15 protein-coding genes and 1 pseudogene are annotated in these 15,010 nt (G+C 73.7%); 9 read left to right on the top strand and 7 right to left on the bottom strand.

Going from position 1 to position 15,010, the window contains the following annotated elements; all coding sequences use genetic code 11:
- Positions 1-251 precede the first annotated feature (251 nt).
- The gene (locus tag OUQ99_RS19045; protein ID WP_431061429.1) at positions 252-1,025 is read left to right on the top strand and encodes a DUF2306 domain-containing protein; all 774 of its coding nucleotides are present in this window, start codon (positions 252-254) and stop codon (positions 1,023-1,025) included.
- A gap of 87 nt (positions 1,026-1,112) precedes the next feature.
- Here the strand turns inward: OUQ99_RS19045 and OUQ99_RS19040 are convergent, their stop codons facing one another.
- The 3 genes from OUQ99_RS19040 to OUQ99_RS19030 all read right to left on the bottom strand — a co-directional run bounded on the left by OUQ99_RS19040 (position 1,113) and on the right by OUQ99_RS19030 (position 2,130).
- A complete protein-coding gene (locus OUQ99_RS19040) occupies positions 1,113-1,253 on the bottom strand; it encodes a hypothetical protein (protein ID WP_267945129.1) in 141 nt (46 codons plus the stop codon).
- Positions 1,254-1,455: 202 nt separating this feature from the next.
- Positions 1,456-1,605: an alkyl sulfatase dimerization domain-containing protein gene (locus tag OUQ99_RS19035; protein ID WP_267945128.1), complete on the bottom strand. Its 150-nt coding sequence runs from the start codon at positions 1,603-1,605 to the stop codon at positions 1,456-1,458.
- Positions 1,606-1,842: 237 nt separating this feature from the next.
- Entirely contained in the window at positions 1,843-2,130 is a 288-nt protein-coding gene (locus tag OUQ99_RS19030) for a MerR family transcriptional regulator (RefSeq protein ID WP_267945127.1), read from the bottom strand.
- A 160-nt stretch (positions 2,131-2,290) separates the two neighbouring features.
- Here OUQ99_RS19030 and OUQ99_RS19025 point away from each other — a divergent pair, with 160 nt between their 5' ends.
- From OUQ99_RS19025 to OUQ99_RS19015, 3 genes are all read left to right on the top strand, one after another.
- Positions 2,291-2,719: an Hsp20/alpha crystallin family protein gene (locus OUQ99_RS19025; RefSeq protein ID WP_276567167.1), complete on the top strand. Its 429-nt coding sequence runs from the start codon at positions 2,291-2,293 to the stop codon at positions 2,717-2,719.
- Positions 2,720-2,797: 78 nt separating this feature from the next.
- Positions 2,798-3,121, top strand: a complete 324-nt coding sequence (locus OUQ99_RS19020) for a hypothetical protein (protein ID WP_267945126.1) — start codon at positions 2,798-2,800, stop codon at positions 3,119-3,121.
- An 819-nt stretch (positions 3,122-3,940) separates the two neighbouring features.
- Positions 3,941-4,213: a MerR family transcriptional regulator gene (locus OUQ99_RS19015; RefSeq protein WP_267950419.1), complete on the top strand. Its 273-nt coding sequence runs from the start codon at positions 3,941-3,943 to the stop codon at positions 4,211-4,213.
- A 78-nt stretch (positions 4,214-4,291) separates the two neighbouring features.
- Here the strand turns inward: OUQ99_RS19015 and OUQ99_RS19010 are convergent.
- Both OUQ99_RS19010 and OUQ99_RS19005 read right to left on the bottom strand, forming a co-directional pair.
- Positions 4,292-4,498: pseudogene (locus tag OUQ99_RS19010) on the bottom strand (family 1 glycosylhydrolase); the annotation flags it as partial.
- 11 nt (positions 4,499-4,509) lie between these two features.
- Entirely contained in the window at positions 4,510-5,511 is a 1,002-nt protein-coding gene (locus OUQ99_RS19005; protein WP_267945125.1) for an STM4015 family protein, read from the bottom strand.
- 247 nt (positions 5,512-5,758) lie between these two features.
- Here OUQ99_RS19005 and OUQ99_RS19000 point away from each other — a divergent pair, with 247 nt between their 5' ends.
- From OUQ99_RS19000 to OUQ99_RS18990, 3 genes are all read left to right on the top strand, one after another.
- Positions 5,759-6,685, top strand: a complete 927-nt coding sequence (locus OUQ99_RS19000) for a cation diffusion facilitator family transporter (protein WP_267945124.1) — start codon at positions 5,759-5,761, stop codon at positions 6,683-6,685.
- 192 nt (positions 6,686-6,877) lie between these two features.
- Positions 6,878-7,462 carry an SDR family NAD(P)-dependent oxidoreductase gene (locus OUQ99_RS18995; protein ID WP_267945123.1) on the top strand — a complete coding sequence of 195 codons (585 nt, stop codon included), beginning with the start codon at positions 6,878-6,880 and terminating at the stop codon, positions 7,460-7,462.
- Positions 7,463-7,588: 126 nt separating this feature from the next.
- A complete protein-coding gene (locus OUQ99_RS18990; protein WP_267945122.1) occupies positions 7,589-8,599 on the top strand; it encodes an STM4015 family protein in 1,011 nt (336 codons plus the stop codon).
- Between the two features lie 81 nt (positions 8,600-8,680).
- On the opposite strand, the gene OUQ99_RS18985 is transcribed toward OUQ99_RS18990, so the two are convergent.
- Positions 8,681-11,500: a helix-turn-helix transcriptional regulator gene (locus OUQ99_RS18985; RefSeq protein WP_267945121.1), complete on the bottom strand. Its 2,820-nt coding sequence runs from the start codon at positions 11,498-11,500 to the stop codon at positions 8,681-8,683.
- Between the two features lie 186 nt (positions 11,501-11,686).
- On the opposite strand from OUQ99_RS18985, the gene OUQ99_RS18980 reads away from it, so the two are divergent.
- Both OUQ99_RS18980 and OUQ99_RS18975 read left to right on the top strand, forming a co-directional pair.
- Entirely contained in the window at positions 11,687-12,601 is a 915-nt protein-coding gene (locus OUQ99_RS18980; protein ID WP_267945120.1) for an MBL fold metallo-hydrolase, read from the top strand.
- 21 nt (positions 12,602-12,622) lie between these two features.
- A complete protein-coding gene (locus OUQ99_RS18975; protein ID WP_267945119.1) occupies positions 12,623-14,119 on the top strand; it encodes a carboxylesterase/lipase family protein in 1,497 nt (498 codons plus the stop codon).
- 117 nt (positions 14,120-14,236) lie between these two features.
- Here OUQ99_RS18975 and OUQ99_RS18970 read toward each other — a convergent pair whose 3' ends face one another.
- Positions 14,237-14,860: an isochorismatase family protein gene (locus tag OUQ99_RS18970; protein ID WP_267945118.1), complete on the bottom strand. Its 624-nt coding sequence runs from the start codon at positions 14,858-14,860 to the stop codon at positions 14,237-14,239.
- Positions 14,861-15,010: the final 150 nt, after the last annotated feature.

The raw sequence follows: 15,010 nt of genomic DNA, 5'->3' as shown, positions 1-15,010 counted from the left end.
CAGGCGGCGGAGGGGAGGGGAGGGCTTCGCGTACGGGACACCCCGTCCGGTCGATCGCCTCAGGGGCGGGTCCCGCTCCGCGGCCGCCCGCCGACGGCCCGGGAGGGAACTGGGTGGTTCTCACCGACGCGAACGACCGCACGGGGACGCGACTGTGTCTGTGACACGCCCTGTGCCCCGGCGGGCGCCGTTCCGGCGCCGGATCCCGCCCCCGACGCGGCCGGGGCACCTTCCTTCCGTCCTCAGTGGAGATGCCTGTGAAAGACCTGACGAAGTCGACCCGCCGCCGCTGGTGGTGGACGCTCTGGGGCCTGTTGGCCGTGTCGGCCGCCGCTGTCGCCCTCTATTCGGCGGAGCCCTACGCTGTCGGGGACGTGGAGCGCAACAGGATCCCGCTCGACCCCGGGGTCGCCTCCCACTACCTCTCCATCGCCGTGCACGCGATCCCCAGCTCCTTGGCGCTGCTCATCGGGCCGTTCCAGTTCCTCACCCGGTTCCGCGTCCGGTACCCGCGTGCGCACCGCGTCGCCGGCCGGGTCTACATGGTCTGCGTGGTGCTGGGGTCGATGGCGGCCCTGTTCGCCGCCGCCTTCTCCGTCAGCGGGTTCTCGGTGCAGGTCGCCTTCTTCATCCTGACGGCGGCCTGGCTCTACACGCTCGTCCAGGCCTTCCGGACCATCCGCCGTGGGGAGGTCCGGCTCCACCGGGTCTGGATGATCCGCAACTACGCGCTCACCTTCGCCTCCGTGAGCCTGCGGATCTACCTCGGTCTCGGGCTGGCGCTCCAGGCGAACTACTTCCCGTCCCTGACCTTCGACGACGTCTACCACGCGAGCGCGTGGGCGTCCTTCCTGGTGAACGTCCTCGTGGCGGAGTACTTCATCGTCCAGCGCGTGCTGAGGCCCGCGGCCCGCCGACAGGGGGCCGCGGGGACCGCCCCCGCGTCGGCGGGGGACGGCCGCCGAGTCCCCGTGGACGCGGTCGGACCGGCCGGGAGCGGTTCCGGGGCACGGGACCGTACCTGAGCCCGCGCCCCTCCCCGTACGCTCGCGGTCGTGCCGCCCCGGGCGGCGACGGTCCGGGGCGGGGACGGGGCTCCGGGCGACGCCCTTTCAGGGCCGCACCACGGCGAAGGCGGGGGCCGGCGCCTCCAGGACGCCGAACAGCGAGCGGAGCACCCCGAGGCCCCCCTCGTGCCCGATGCCCCGGAGGTCCCGGCGGGTGATGACGCCGACCAGCTGCTGCCTCGTCATGGTGGGTGCCAGGCGCGCCCCCTCGTGGTCCGGCTCGGCGAAGACCGCGTGGTTGAGCAGGGTGGCGGCGAAGCGCAGGTCGCCCTCGCCGGCGAGGGCGTCCGCGTGCGAGGGTCCCGCCGATGCCGCCGAGCAGGTCCACCCAGAGCCTCGACTCCTCGATCGGCGGGTGCTCCCACAGGTGGGCGGGGTTTCCGTCGAGTCAGCCGAGGCAGTGCTGGTGGACGCTCTTGACGTTGTGGCTCAGCGACCCGCAGTAGCCGCGGCTGGCGCACTGCCGGTCCAGGGCGGGAGGAAGCGTGAGCTCCTCCGCGATCTCCCGGGGGGTGAGGCCCCGGTTGACCAGGCGCACCGTCCGGTCGTGCAGGTAGGCGTAGAGGTCGCGCTGCCCGGTCGGGAACCCCTCGATCCGGTCCGCGCCCCAGGTCGGCCGGTGGTGGGTGGCGAAGGCGACGTCGGCGCGGTGGCAGAAGAGCTGGACGGCCTCGGTGAGGTAGCGGGCCCACTGGTGCGCGTCGCGGACCCGGGCTCCTCGGAGGGGGCGCCGCCGCGGACCGGCCGCGGCGGCGGGGCCGGGGGGCAGACCTCCTCAACCGTTCCCGGGAGGGCCGTCGCGCAGGCGGGTGTTCTCCTCCTCCAGCTCCAGGATCCGACCGATCCCCGCCAGGTTCACCCCCTGGGCCGCCAGCTCGACGACCCGTCGCAGCCGGGCGATGTCGTCGTTGCTGTACATGCGCGTGCCGCCCTCGGTGCGCGCCGGGGCGACCAGGCCCCGCTCCTCGTAGGAGCGCAGGCTCGGTGGTGCGACCCCCGCCATCCGGGCGGCCACGGAGATCGTGTACAGGCCGCGTGCGGTACCCGGCCGCGGTTCTGCCATCAGCACGTCCTTCCTCGCCGAGCCATCGGTGCGCCCTCCGACCCTACCTCCGGGCTTGAGAAAACCTGTATCGGACACGGTTGTTTATCTCCCGTGTCCTGAGGTATAAAACTTGCGTCACCTCGCATCAGGTTTTCTCGTAGGGACAGAGGAGGTTTCCATGATGCTGATGCGTACCGACCCCTTCCGGGACATCGACCGCCTCACGCAGCGGATCCTGGGGGAGGCGTCACGACCGGCCACCATGCCGATCGACGCCTACCGCGAGGGCGATGACTTCGTCGTCTGCTTCGACCTGCCGGGGGTGCGCGCCGACTCCATCGACCTGGAGGTCGAGCGCAACGTGCTCACCGTGACCGCCGAGCGCCCCGACGCCGTGCGCGACCGCGAGGCGGTGGTGGTCGCCGAACGCCCCTCCGGCACCTTCTCGCGGCAGCTGTTCCTCGGCGAGACGCTGCAGACCGACGCCATCCGGGCCGACTACGCCGACGGTGTCCTGACCCTGCGCATCCCGGTGGCCGAGCAGGCCAAGCCGCGCAAGATCAGCGTCAGCCGGGGCGACGGCCGGCCTCGCAGCATCGACGCCTGAACCCCCGGCGGCCCGGCTCCGGCCGGGCCGCCCCCTGAGCAGTGTCCGTTCCCCTCTTCTCAGGAAGCAGTGAACCGAATGCCTTCCACACTCCGCAGGACGCGCGCGATGGCCGAGCACATCCAGCGCCACGACCACCGAGAGTCGACCCACCTGGCGTGCGTCCGCTTCTTCCGCGCGCTCCGGGCCTACGAGTCCGCCTGGGGGAGCACGCCAGGACGGCTCCGCCAGGCGCTGGAGGACCTCAGGAGTGCCACCGCCGACCTCACCGGCGATCCCGAGGCCTTCCGGCGCGCGTTCCGGGACCCCCGTCACCGGGGCGCGCCGCACAGCCTCGACGAACCGCTGGCCGAGCAGCTGCGGACGTTCTTGGAGGCCCCGGCCTACGCGGGGGCGGGCTGAGGCGCCGGCTCCAGAAAACCTGCCCACAGGGCGAGCCAAAATCTCCATCGGCCAGAGTAGACATGCGCCGGGACCGCTGATACATTTCCTGTCGTAGCCACAGGGATCCACGAGGTGGACCACCGGAAACGCCGGTGGGGAGCAGGATCGGCGTCCCGCCGACACGGGAGGCGCCGGGGTAGTGGGGAAGGACGCGGTAGGGCTCGACCGGTACGGAGATGTCGGACAGTACCGGGGGCCGGTAGGACCGCAGTGGCAGTAGCGGTGTCCCGCCCGTGGGGGACCGCGCAGTAACGAAGCAGGTCGGCTCGACCGGTGCGCACGTGCATCAGGGCACCGGCAGCCGGTTGGACCGGCGTCCCGTCTTCGCGGGGGACGCCGTGGCGGTGAAGAAGGACGCGGTAGGGCTCGACCGGTGCAGAAGACGTTGGACGGCACCGGGGGCCGGTAGGACCGCAGTTGCAGTACCGGCGCCCCCTTGTACGGGGGCGCCGCAGCAGGAGTGAAGTGCACGCAGTGAGATCGAGAGGAGTAGATGCCATCGAGGATCGCCCGGGTGTGGGTTGTTCCGCTCGGGTACCGCAGGCCCCGGTTCGGAAGAAGGTGGTCCACGGTCACACAACCGCGATCCCCGCGTTCCCGTTCCAGTTCCACATCGGGAAGCGGAAGACCGGCAGCAGCCGGTAGATGGTATTGAACTCTCGGACCCCAGCGCCGTTCGGCGCTGGGGTCCTCGGCGTGCGATGAGGAGAGAAAGAGAAACGCTTGACCAGTTCCGGAACCAACCGGTTCGACGATGACGACTACCCCGCCTACACCATGGGCCGCGCCGCGGAGATGATCGGCACCACGCCGGCCTTCCTGCGCGCTCTGGGCGAGGCCCGGCTGATCGAGCCCCTGCGCTCGGCGGGCGGACACCGCCGCTACTCCCGCTACCAGCTCAGGATCGCCTCCCGCGCCCGCGAACTCGTGGACGAGGGCACCCCGATCGAAGCCGCCTGCAGGATCATCATCCTGGAGGACCAGCTGGAGGAGGCGCAGCGGATCAACGAGGAACTCCGCACCTCCGGAGGCGGGCCGCGGACCGACTGAGCGGTCGCCGACCCGGAGGCGCCCGGGACGGCACGGACTCACAGGACCGCTCCTGGGAGCCCGTCCCGCCCGGTGGCCTCACCCCGTCCGGCGCTCCCGGTGTGCCCGCACCACCTGCCGGTACCAGTGGCAGCCGTCCTCGGGCGTGCGTTCCGGCGTCTCGTGGTCGACCGACACGATGCCGAACCCGCGGTCGTACCCGTAGGCCCACTCGAAGTTGTCGAGCAGGGACCGGACGAAACATCCCCGCACGTCGACTCCGGCCGTGACGGCGGCGGCCGGGGCACGTTCCGGGACTACTCCGAGACCGCCGTGTAGTAGCGGACTCCGTCACCGTTGTGGGCGGCCCTGGGCTCTCGCGGCTCGGACAGGTCGATCTCCACGCCCGGCAGGGCCTCGCGGATGCGTTGACCCACTTCCTCGGACAGGAAGTGGTGGTGCAGGTTCAGTCGGTCCAGGTGCGCGAAGGCGGGCGCGGCCTCGGCCAGGGCCCGTCCGCCCTCGTCGGCGAGGGCGCCCCTGGACAGGTCCAGCGTGTGCAGCCGCCGGGTGAGGGGGGCATCGGCCAGGACGGTGATCCAGTCGTCCACGTCCTGGGCGTTGCACAGACCGAGCGAGCGCAGCCGGGGGAACGCCTCTCCGCCCAGGACGGGGGCGAGGTCGCCCGGGGAGGTGTCGCCCCCGTACTCGGGCACCCCCAGCCACAGCTCCAGGTGTTCGAGTTCGGGGTAGCCGGAGGAGGCCACCTCTCTGGCCAGTTCGCCGGGCAGGCCTCCGCCCTGGAGGGTGAGCCGGCGCAGGGATTCGTGCCGGGGGACATGGAGGTACAGGGCCTCGGTGCCGCGCACCGCGAACTCCGTCAGCTGCGGAAAGGCCCTCAGCAGGAAGGACATGTCCTCGTGCCGGATCCAGGAGAGCTCGCACTCGTCGAAGGTGACGTCTCCGTAGAAGAGGGAGCGCAGTCCGCTCAGGCGGGGTGCGACCTCCACGAGGGACTCCGCGAGGGCGGAGTTGCCTTCCGAGACGAAGGCGTTGCAGACGTCCCCGATCACGATCGCGGCGACCCGGTCCTGGTCGACCGCCTCGGCGAACCGCCGGTAGTAGCCCAGGGGGGAGGTGTCGGAATCGCTCTCCTGCCCGTTGGCGTCGTCGAGCCGCCAGGCCACCGAACCGGGGTCCGCCAGGGCCGCGAGCAGCTCCGGCGGAGGGCCGGAGGAGGCGCCCTCGAAGGCCGTGGCGGAGCGGTACTCCACGACGGGCAGGCCGGCGAACTCGGACAGATGGTGGTTGAAGACCACAGGGACTCCCGGAGGGGGCAGGGGTGAGGTGTCCTGCCTACCAGCGCGCTCCGACATCCCGGCGCCGCGCGGCCCGGGACCCGTCCCGGTCCCGTCCGACACGGCAGCGGGGTGCTTGCACGTGCACCGCCCGCCACGGAACCTGGGAAAGTCCGGGGCGGGCCTTCCGGACACCGCGCCCCGGGAGGCCGGCGGTGCGACCGCCGCGGCCCGGCCGTCGGTCCGCAGCTGACGAGGAGGCGACGCGGTGAGTACCGAGGACAGCACGAAGGCCGTGGTCATGGCGCTGGCGGCCAACCTCGGGATCGCCGTGACCAAGTTCGTGGCCTATCTCCTGACGGCGTCCTCGGCCATGCTCGCGGAGTCGGTGCACTCGGTGGCCGACTCCGGAAACCAGATCCTGCTGCTCATCGGCGGACGGCGGTCGGTGCGCACCGCCACGCCGGAGCACCCCTTCGGCTTCGGCCACGAGCGCTACGTCTACGCCTTCCTCGTGGCGATCGTGCTGTTCACCCTCGGCGGGCTGTTCGCCCTGTACGAGGCATGGGAGAAGATCCGCGACCCCCACCCGATCACCTCCTGGCAGTGGGTGCCCATCGTGGTGCTGCTGCTGGCCGCCGTGATGGAGGCGACGGCTCTGCGCACCGCGCTGCGCCAGTCCAGGTCGGCGCGCGCCCGGGTGGGGTGGTTCGGGTTCATCCGCCGCACCAAGTCCCCCGAGCTGCCGGTGATCCTGCTGGAGGACACCGGCGCCCTCATCGGCCTGGCCTTCGCCCTGGTCGGGGTCGGTCTGACCCTGATCACCGGCAACGGCGTCTGGGACGGCCTGGGTTCGGGGGCCATCGGTCTGCTGCTCGTGGTGTTCGCCGTGCTCCTGGCCGTGGAGGTCAAGAGCCTGCTCATCGGGGAGTCCGCCAGCGAGGAGAACATCCGCCTCATCCGCCGGGCCATCCTGGACTGCGCGGACATCGACGCCGTCATCCACATGCGCACGATGCACCTGGGGCCCGAGGAACTGCTGGTCGCGGCCAAGGTCGCCGTGGACGCCGAGGACGACGCCCGGCGTGTCACCCGCGCGATCGACGAGGCCGAGCGCAGGATCCGCGAGGCCGTGCCCATCGCGAAGATCATCTACATCGAACCCGACCTGCTGCGCCCCCGCTCCCCGGGCTGAGGCGGCCGCGGAGTCCCCGGAGGCCGGGTCCGCGGGGGTGCGGTGCCCGGACAAACGGGTTGCGGCTGCGGGCGGGCGGGGCAACCCTGGGCGTACCGGCCCCCGCAGCGGGTCGGGCCGCGGCCGGGGCGTGGGGTGTGGGCACGCCGGCCTCCGCACCGGGCCGACCGACGAACCACCGAAGGGGCAACGATGATCGACACCCGCCTCGCCGGACAGACCGTCCTGGTCACCGGCGGATCCGGGAACATCGGCGCGGCGATCAGCCGCGCGTTCGCCGCCCAGGGGGCGCGCGTGGCGGTCCACCACCTCGACCGCGACCCTCCGGCGCCGGCCGGGGCCGGGTGGGCCCACGTCACCCCCGCCGCGGGGACCGCGGACGAGCTCGCGGAGGAACTCGGCAACGGCTCCTTCGCCGTCGGCGCCGACCTGTCCGAGCCGGACGGGCCCGTCCGGCTCGTGCGCGAGGTCGCGGACCGGGCCGGACCGATCAACGTCCTGGTCAACAACGCCGCCCACTGCGAGACGCCGGACACCGTCGACACCCTGACCCACGCGTCCCTGGAGCGCCACTACCGGGTGAACGCCGTCGCCCCGGGGCCCGTCCAGACCGGCTGGATGGACGAGGAGCTCGTCGCCCGGGCGGGGGAGGCCGTGCCGATGGGCAGGGTCGGAGAGCCGGACGACATCGCCGACGCCGTGGTCTACCTGGCCTCCCACCAAGCCCGATGGGTCACCGGGCAGGTCCTGCAGGTCGCCGGGGGACACGCGCTGTGACCGTGGCGGGGAGAGGTGCGCCTTCGGCCAGTCCCGCACCGGAAGGCTCCCGATCTCCTGTCTGTCCCTCGGAACTGCTAGGCATGGGGGACATTTCGCCCCCTGAAGCCTGAGAAGAGAACCCCCATGTCCGACCTCACCGAGTTCGCGGGCCTGCCCGTGGTCGAGTTCCCCGCCAGCGGCACGTGGGAGGAGCGGCTCGCCCGCATCCGGGAGCAGGGCGGCGACCCGCACGACCCCGCCGCCACAGCCTGGCGGCTGCGGACCAGCGCGGGCCTGCGGACACCCCCCGAGGACGAGTGCGCCGACTACCTCGCCCGGTTCCTGTCCGAGGTGGACGCCGAGCAGCTGACGGCACTGGTCATCGGCGAATGGTCCTATGCCAATGAGGGAGGCATGTACCAGGCCGCGGACCTGCTGGTCGAGCACGCCGACGCGCTGCCGAACCTGCGCTCGGTCTTCTTCGGCGACATCACCTTCGACGAGTGCGAGCTCTCCTGGATCTCCCAGCCCGACCTGGCGCCGCTCGTGGCCGCCTTCCCCCGGTTGGAGGCGCTGACCGTGAAGGGCGCCGACGGCATGGAGGGCCGGCTCGGACTGCACGTGCCCTCGCACGCCTCGCTGCGTTCCCTCACCCTGCAGAGCGGTGGTCTGCCCGGCCGGGTCGTACGCGAGGTGGCGTCCTCGGGGCTGCCCGCGCTGGAGCACCTGGAGCTGTGGCTGGGGATGGAGGACTACGGCGGCAGCACCTCCCCGCAGGACCTGGCGCCGGTGCTCTCGGGAGAGGCGTTCCCCCGGCTGCGGTACCTGGGGGTGCGCAACGCCGAGAAGTGGGCCGAGTGGGTCCCGGTGCTCGCCGAGGCCCCCGTTCTCGCGGGCCTGGAGGTCCTCGACCTGTCCCTGGGCATCCTCACGGACAAGGGCGCACAGGAGCTCGTCGACCGGGCCGGGGCCTTCTCCGGTCTGCGCCGGCTCGACCTGCACCACCACTTCCTGGGCGAGGAGACGGTGGAGCGGGTGAGGGCCGCGTTCGCCGGATCCGGGGTCGAGCTCGACCTGGACGCCGGCAGGGACGACGATGACGAGGAGTACGACGAGGACGAGGAGCCCTACTACTACACCGCGGCGTCCGAGTAGCCGGAACGCCCACGGCCGGGGCCGGACCGACCACCGGCGGCCCCGGCCGAACACGGTTCCCCGCGCCGCCACATCCCGCCGCTACCCGGTGGCGGGGCTCCGGCGGTCCCGGTGTCCGACCGCCGCGGGCGCGCCCCCGACGAGGTCGCGCAGCTGGGACCGGGCGGTGACTCCCAGCTTGGGGAAGCTGCGGTACAGGTGCGAGCCCACCGTGCGCGGGGAGAGGAAGAGCTTCTCGCCGATCTCGCGGTTGGTCAGCCCCCGGGAGGCGAGCCTGACGATCTGCTGCTGTTGCGGGCTGAGTTCGGCGAGCGCGTCCGGGGCGGAGTCCACGACGTCGAGGCCCGCGGCGCGCGCCTCGGCCCGGGCTCGCTCGATCCACGGCCGTGCGCCCAGACGGCGGAAGACCTCCAGGGCCTCGGCGAGCGGCGCCCGGGCCTCCGCGATGCGCCGTCGGCGCCGCAGCCGTTCGGCGAGGTCGAGCAGGGCCTGCGCCCGCTCGAAGGGCCAGTGCTCCAGGACCGGGTCCGCCAGGGCGGCCCGCAGGTGCGGTTCGGCGTCCCCGGGGTCCGCCAGCAGGCCCCGGGCCCGGTCGACCAGCGCGCGCAGGCGGGGTGAGGTGCCCTTGGCGAGCAGGTGTGCGCAACGCTCGACGATCGCGGCGGCCTCCTCGCGGTGACCGCTGCGCACGGCGGCCGCGGCCAGGTCGGCGAGGGCCGGGTGGGAGGCGTGGTAGTGCACGGGCCCGCCGTCCGCGGTGAAGACCGCGCGGAGGTGGTCGTAGGCAGTGCCGTACGCGCCTTCGACGGCAGCCGCGGCCCCGAGCGCACGGCGGGCGTAGACGCCGATCGAGCGGCTTTCCAGCGGGTCCACCAGGGCGAGCGCCTCCTCGGCCCGGGCGCGGGCCGCGACAGCGTCACCCCGGTGGGCCAGCACGACGGCGTCCACGGCTGCCGCGCAGGCCACGGCGTGGTCGAGGACGGCCAACCGGCCGACCGCCGTGGTGCGGGCGCAGGCCTCCCGGGCCTGGTCCCACCTTCCCCGGTCCACATAGGCCCAGGCGACGGCGCCGCCCAGCCCCTCCGGCAGCGTTCCCCGCACCTGCCAGCGGTCGAACGCCTCGTCGAAGACGCGGACGGCCCGCGGGGTCTCGTCCAGGAGCCATGCCATGATCCCGACGGCGGTGAGCCGCTCCGGCCGGTCCCGCGCCTCGGCGGCCAGCCGCGGGAGCAGGGGGAGGACCTCGTCCCTGGCGGCGAAGGGGTCCGACACGGTCCTCACCCAGGCGCGCAGGAAGGCGTCCGAGGCCCCCTCGGGAAGGCGCCCCAGGAGGTCGTGGACGCGGTCGTGCTGGGCGTCCTCCCCGGAGTAGAAGCGCACCACGGCGGCCTCGGCGAGAAGGTCCAGGGCGGCGGCGGGCCGGGAGGCCGTCAAGCCCCCGGCGGCGTCGGCCAGCCGGGAGAAGACCGCGGTGTGGCGCCCGGTCAGGACCGCCAGCCGTCCGGCCTGTACGGCGACGGACGCCAGCAGCGACGCGTCGTCCGTGCGCGCGCGTGCCGCGGCCGCCAGTTCCTCGACCCGGGCGAGGTCCCCGGTGAACACGGCCGCCGAAGCGGCCCCGACCAGCAGCCGGGCGCCGTCCTCGCGCCGCGGCGCCAGCTCCGCGGCGCGCTGGAGGGCCTCGGCCGCCGCCGCGTGGCCGCCGCGCCGGCGGGCCCGGTCGGCGGTGCGCTCCAGCTCCGCGGACACGGCCGCGTCCGGGCGCGTGCAGGCGGCGGCCAGGTGCCAGGCGCGCCGGTCCGGTTCGTCCCGCAGCAGTCCGGCGAGCGCGAGGTGGGCCTCGCGCCGTGCCTCCGGGGGTGCGGCGTGGTACACGGCGGACCGCACGAGCGGGTGGCCGAACCGGGGGACCGGGCCGGTCCGCCGGACCAGCCCGGCCTCCTCCGCGGGCGGCCAGACGGCGTCCCCGGCGCCGGGCAGCCCGGCCGCGGCGGCGACGTCGGAGTCGGCGCTGTCCATGGCGGCCAGGAGCAGCAGAGCCCGCCCCGTCGCCGCGGGAAGGCCGTCCAGGCGTGCGGCGAAGACCCGCTCCAGGTGCCCGGTGAGCGGGAGCGGGCCCGCGTCGGGCAGCCCCGCGGCCGTGTCGCGGGAGGCGGCCGCCCTTGCCAGTTCCACCAGCGCCAGCGGGTTGCCGGCGGCCTGCTCGGTGATCCGCGCCCTGGTGCGTCCGGTGGGAGCCGCCGGCTGCAGGTCCAGGAGCCGGCCGGCCGCGGCGCCGTCGAGCGGGCCCAGGGTGAGTGTGGGCACGTGGCGGTCGAACCCCGGGAGGCGGTGGCCCTCGCGGGCCGCGACCAGCACGGTGACCGGTTCCCCCGCCAGCCGCCTGGCGGCGAAGGCCAGGGCGTCCAGGGAGGCGCGGTCGAACCACTGCGCGTCGTCCAGTGCCACGAGCACGGGCTGCCGCTCGCCCACGGCCGACAGCAGGCCCAGGACGGCGATCCCGAGCAGGAGGGGGTCGGGCGCTCCCTCGCGAGCGACGGCGCGCCCCGCGCCGAAGGCCTCCCGCAGGGCGGCGCGCTGCCCGTCCGGCAGTTCGTCCACCTCCTCGTGCAACGGCCGCAGCAGCTGGTGCAGGGAGGAGAACGCCAGCCCGGACTCCGACTCGCTCCCCGCGGCGCGCAGCACGCGCGCGCCGTCGGCCCCGGCCCGGCGCGCCGCGCGGTCCAGGAGCGCGCTCTTCCCCGTGCCCGCGTCCCCCAGCAGCACCACCACCGGGTCCGCCGATTCCGGCTCCACCGCACGCAGGAGACGCGCCCACTCCGCTTCCCGGCCGACGAACGGCCCCCCGGCCTCCGGCTCCGGCCCCGCGGCCGTGCCGACGCCGCCTGTGTGCTCACCCACGGAAGCCCCCCGCAAACATGGCTCTTCGACCCGGTGCCGTCCTGCCCCGGCCCCGGCAGGCTACAAGCCGCCCGGCCCCGAGCCCGGAAGGGCCCTGCGCGCAGGTGCAGTCACGTGACGGATACCGGGCCCGCCCGGGCCGCCCGTACGGTTCCCCAGAACCCGCCGAAAACACGAGGACGCCCCATGGAACAGATCACGCTCGGAAACGTCACCATCGACCGGGTCCGGGAATACTACGGAACCGTCGACATGACGACCGACGCCTTCTTCCCGGAGACCCCGAAGGAGGCCTGGAACGACGGCGCCTCCTGGCTGGACCCGCATTTCCTGGATTCCGGGACCAATACCGTGAATTCCGCGATCCAGACCTGGCTGCTGCGCAGCGAGGGCAGGACCATCCTCGTCGACACCGGTGTGGGCAACCACAAGGAGCGCCCGTACTCGCCGGTCTGGAGCCGCCTCGAAACAGACTTCCTCGCCAATCTCGCGCGCGCCGGCGTCGAGCCCGAGGACGTGGACATCGTGATCAACACGCACCTGCACGTCGACCATGTCGGCTGGAACACCTACCTGGACGGGCGGAACTGGGTACCCACGTTTCCCAACGCCACCTATCTCATGCCCAAGGACGACTTCGACTTCTGGAACCCCGAGAACGGGCACGAGCCGAACCTCGGCCGGGGCAACCAGAACGTCTTCGAGGACAGCGTGGCCCCGGTCCACCGGGCCGGTCTGACACTGCTGTGGGAGAACAGCCACCGGATCGACGCCGGCCTGCGCCTGGACGCGGCTCCCGGGCACACCCCCGGCTCCTCCGTGCTGACCCTCACCTCCGGAACGGACCGCGCGGTGTTCGTCGGCGACATGCTGCACAGCCCGGTGCAGATCCTCGAACCCGACTCCAACAGCTGCTTCTGCGAGGACCCCGCGGGCGCCCGCGCCACCCGCCGCAAGGTCCTGGGCTGGGCGGCCGACAACAACGCGCTCGTCATCCCCGCGCACCTGGGCGGCCACGGCGCCGCCGAGGTGTCGCGCGCGGGGGACAAGTTCGCCGTCAAGGGCTGGGCCCCCTTCGCCCCGTACACCGAGCAGGGCTGAGGCCCGCGGAAAGGCATCACCATGAACCACCACACCGGACCCGTCGTCACCACTGCCCGGGGTGCGGTCCGCGGCCTGCGCCGGGGCGACACCGACGCCTACCTGAACATCCCCTACGCGGCGCCGCCCCGCGGCGCCGGCCGCTTCGCCCCGCCCCGGCCGCACGAGCCCTGGGACGGCGTCCGGGACGCCACCGCGCCGGGCCCCAACGCGCCCCAGGCCGAGCGCAGGCTCGGCAGCTTGGACATGTCCCCCTACTTCGGAACCGGCTGGAGCCGAGGGGAGGACTACCTCACCGTCAACGTCTGGGCGCCCGCCGGAGGCGGCGACGGCCTGCCCGTCATGGTGTTCGTCCACGGCGGCGGGTTCGTCGCCGGCTCGACGCGGTCCGCGCTCTACGACGGCTCGGCCTTCGCCCGCGACGGCGTCGTCCTCGTCACCCTCAACTACCGGCTCGGCATCGCCGGGTTCCTGGACCTGCCCGGGGCGCCCGCCAACCGCGGCCTGCTCGACGTCGTCGCCGCGCTGCGCTGGGTCCGCGAGAACATCGCCGCCTTCGGCGGCGACCCGCGCAACGTCACCCTCTTCGGCCAGTCGGCCGGGGCGACCGTCGTCGGCGGCGTCCTCGCCTCCCCCGAGGCCGTGGGCCTCCTGCGCCGGGCGATCGTCCAGAGCGGCAGCGGCCTGGGCGCGTTCACGCCCGAGCAGGCCGCCCGCGTCACCGAGGCGGCGGCACGGGACCTGGGGGTCGAGCCCCACGCAGACGCCTTCGCCGGCCTCTCCGACGACCGCCTGGTCGAGACGTCCTCCCGGCTCTCGGGCATCGACCTGCGGGCCGGGACGCACCGCGACCCGCTGATCGGGCTCAGCCCCTTCAGCCTGGTCCTCGACACCCAGCCCGCCGTCTCCCTCGCCGCCGGCCCCGGCGCCGACGCCGACCTGCTCATCGGGACCAACACCGAGGAGGGCAACCTCTACCTGGTCCCCGTGGACCGGTACTCCGCCTCGACCGCCGAGGACGTCGACGGCGCCGCGGCGCGCTCTCACCCGGATCCCGCCCGTCTCGTCGCGGCCTACCGCACGTCGCGCCCCCGGGCGTCCTTCGGCGAGCTGCGCTCCGCGGTCATGGGCGACGCGCTGTTCGGTGCGGGCACCCGGGCCCTGGCCGACGCCCACACCGCCCTGCCGCGGGTCGCCACCTACGGCTACGAGTTCGCCTGGCGCTCACGCGCCCTGGACGGACAGCTCGGCGCCGCCCACGGGGTGGAGCTGCCCTTCGTCTTCGACCTGGCCCACCTCTCCCGGCTGCGGGGTCCGGCCGCCCTGCTCGGCCCCGAGGAGCCGCCCGCCCGTCTCGCCGCGCGCATGCACGGGGCCTGGGTCCGGTTCGCCGGGACCGGCGACCCCGGATGGGACCCGTACGACGACGGGAACCGGGTCACCATGCGCATCGACGCCGAGTGGTCCCGCGTGGAGGACCCCCGCGGTCGGGAGCTGGAGGCCTGGACGACCGCGTGACGCCCCGTCCCACCGGTTCCGTCCACCCGCCCGCCGGGTGACGGAACCGGTGGGGGCCGCCGCGCCCGCCGGGGCGCTTCGGCAGGCTCCCCGCCACGGACGGGCCACCGGCAGGTGTCACCGGTCCCGGCCGGCGGCGGCCGACTCGACGAGGTTGCTCTTGGGCAGCCCGGCTCCGGAGGCCACGGCCCGGACCCACTCGTCGGTCGTCGCCACGGCGGCGAAGTTCGAGTTGAGCATCGCCATCAGGGTCTCGTGCACGGTCTTCGCGCGAACCGAACCGGCCGCGTTGGCGATGTCGACGGCGCCGGTCGCGTCGGAGAGCACCTCCGCCCGGAGCCCGCGGGCCTCCGCCTCCACGGAGGAGGCGAGGATGCAGTTGTTCGTCATGTATCCCACCAGCGTGACGGTGTCGATGCCCCGGCCGCGCAGCCAGTCCTCCAGGTCGGTACCGGCGAACACCGAACCGTGCTGCTTGACCAGGGGCTTCCACGCGTCGCTGCGGCGCTCCTCGACGGCGGGGTGGAGCTCGTAGGTCGGCAGCGTCGGGTTGAACACGGGGGACCGGTCCCCGGCCGAGTGCTGGACCACGACCACCGGGATCCCGGCTCCGGCGGCGGCGTCGATCGCGTTCGCGACCTTCAGCACGGACTCGTCACGCGGCGGGTACTGAATCGGCAGCAGGCCGGTGAAGTACTCCTGCTGGACGTCGACAACCACCAGTGCACGCGACTGTGCCATGGGTTCCTCCTCGGGTCGGGTGGCGGCGCTCCTGGCCACCGCGGGCATCCTCGCCCGCGTGCAGCGCCGCTGGGACAAGCCTGGCGAGAACGGCGAACGGCCACCAGTGGCACGAGTGCAATCCTTCGATGCATGCGTGCCATAGTGTGA

The organism is Streptomonospora nanhaiensis, from assembly GCF_026642255.1.
Taxonomy (GTDB): domain Bacteria; phylum Actinomycetota; class Actinomycetes; order Streptosporangiales; family Streptosporangiaceae; genus Nocardiopsis; species Nocardiopsis tropica.
The sequence above is the reverse complement of the archived record's forward strand: the minus strand, read 5'-3'. Positions and strand labels throughout refer to the sequence as shown.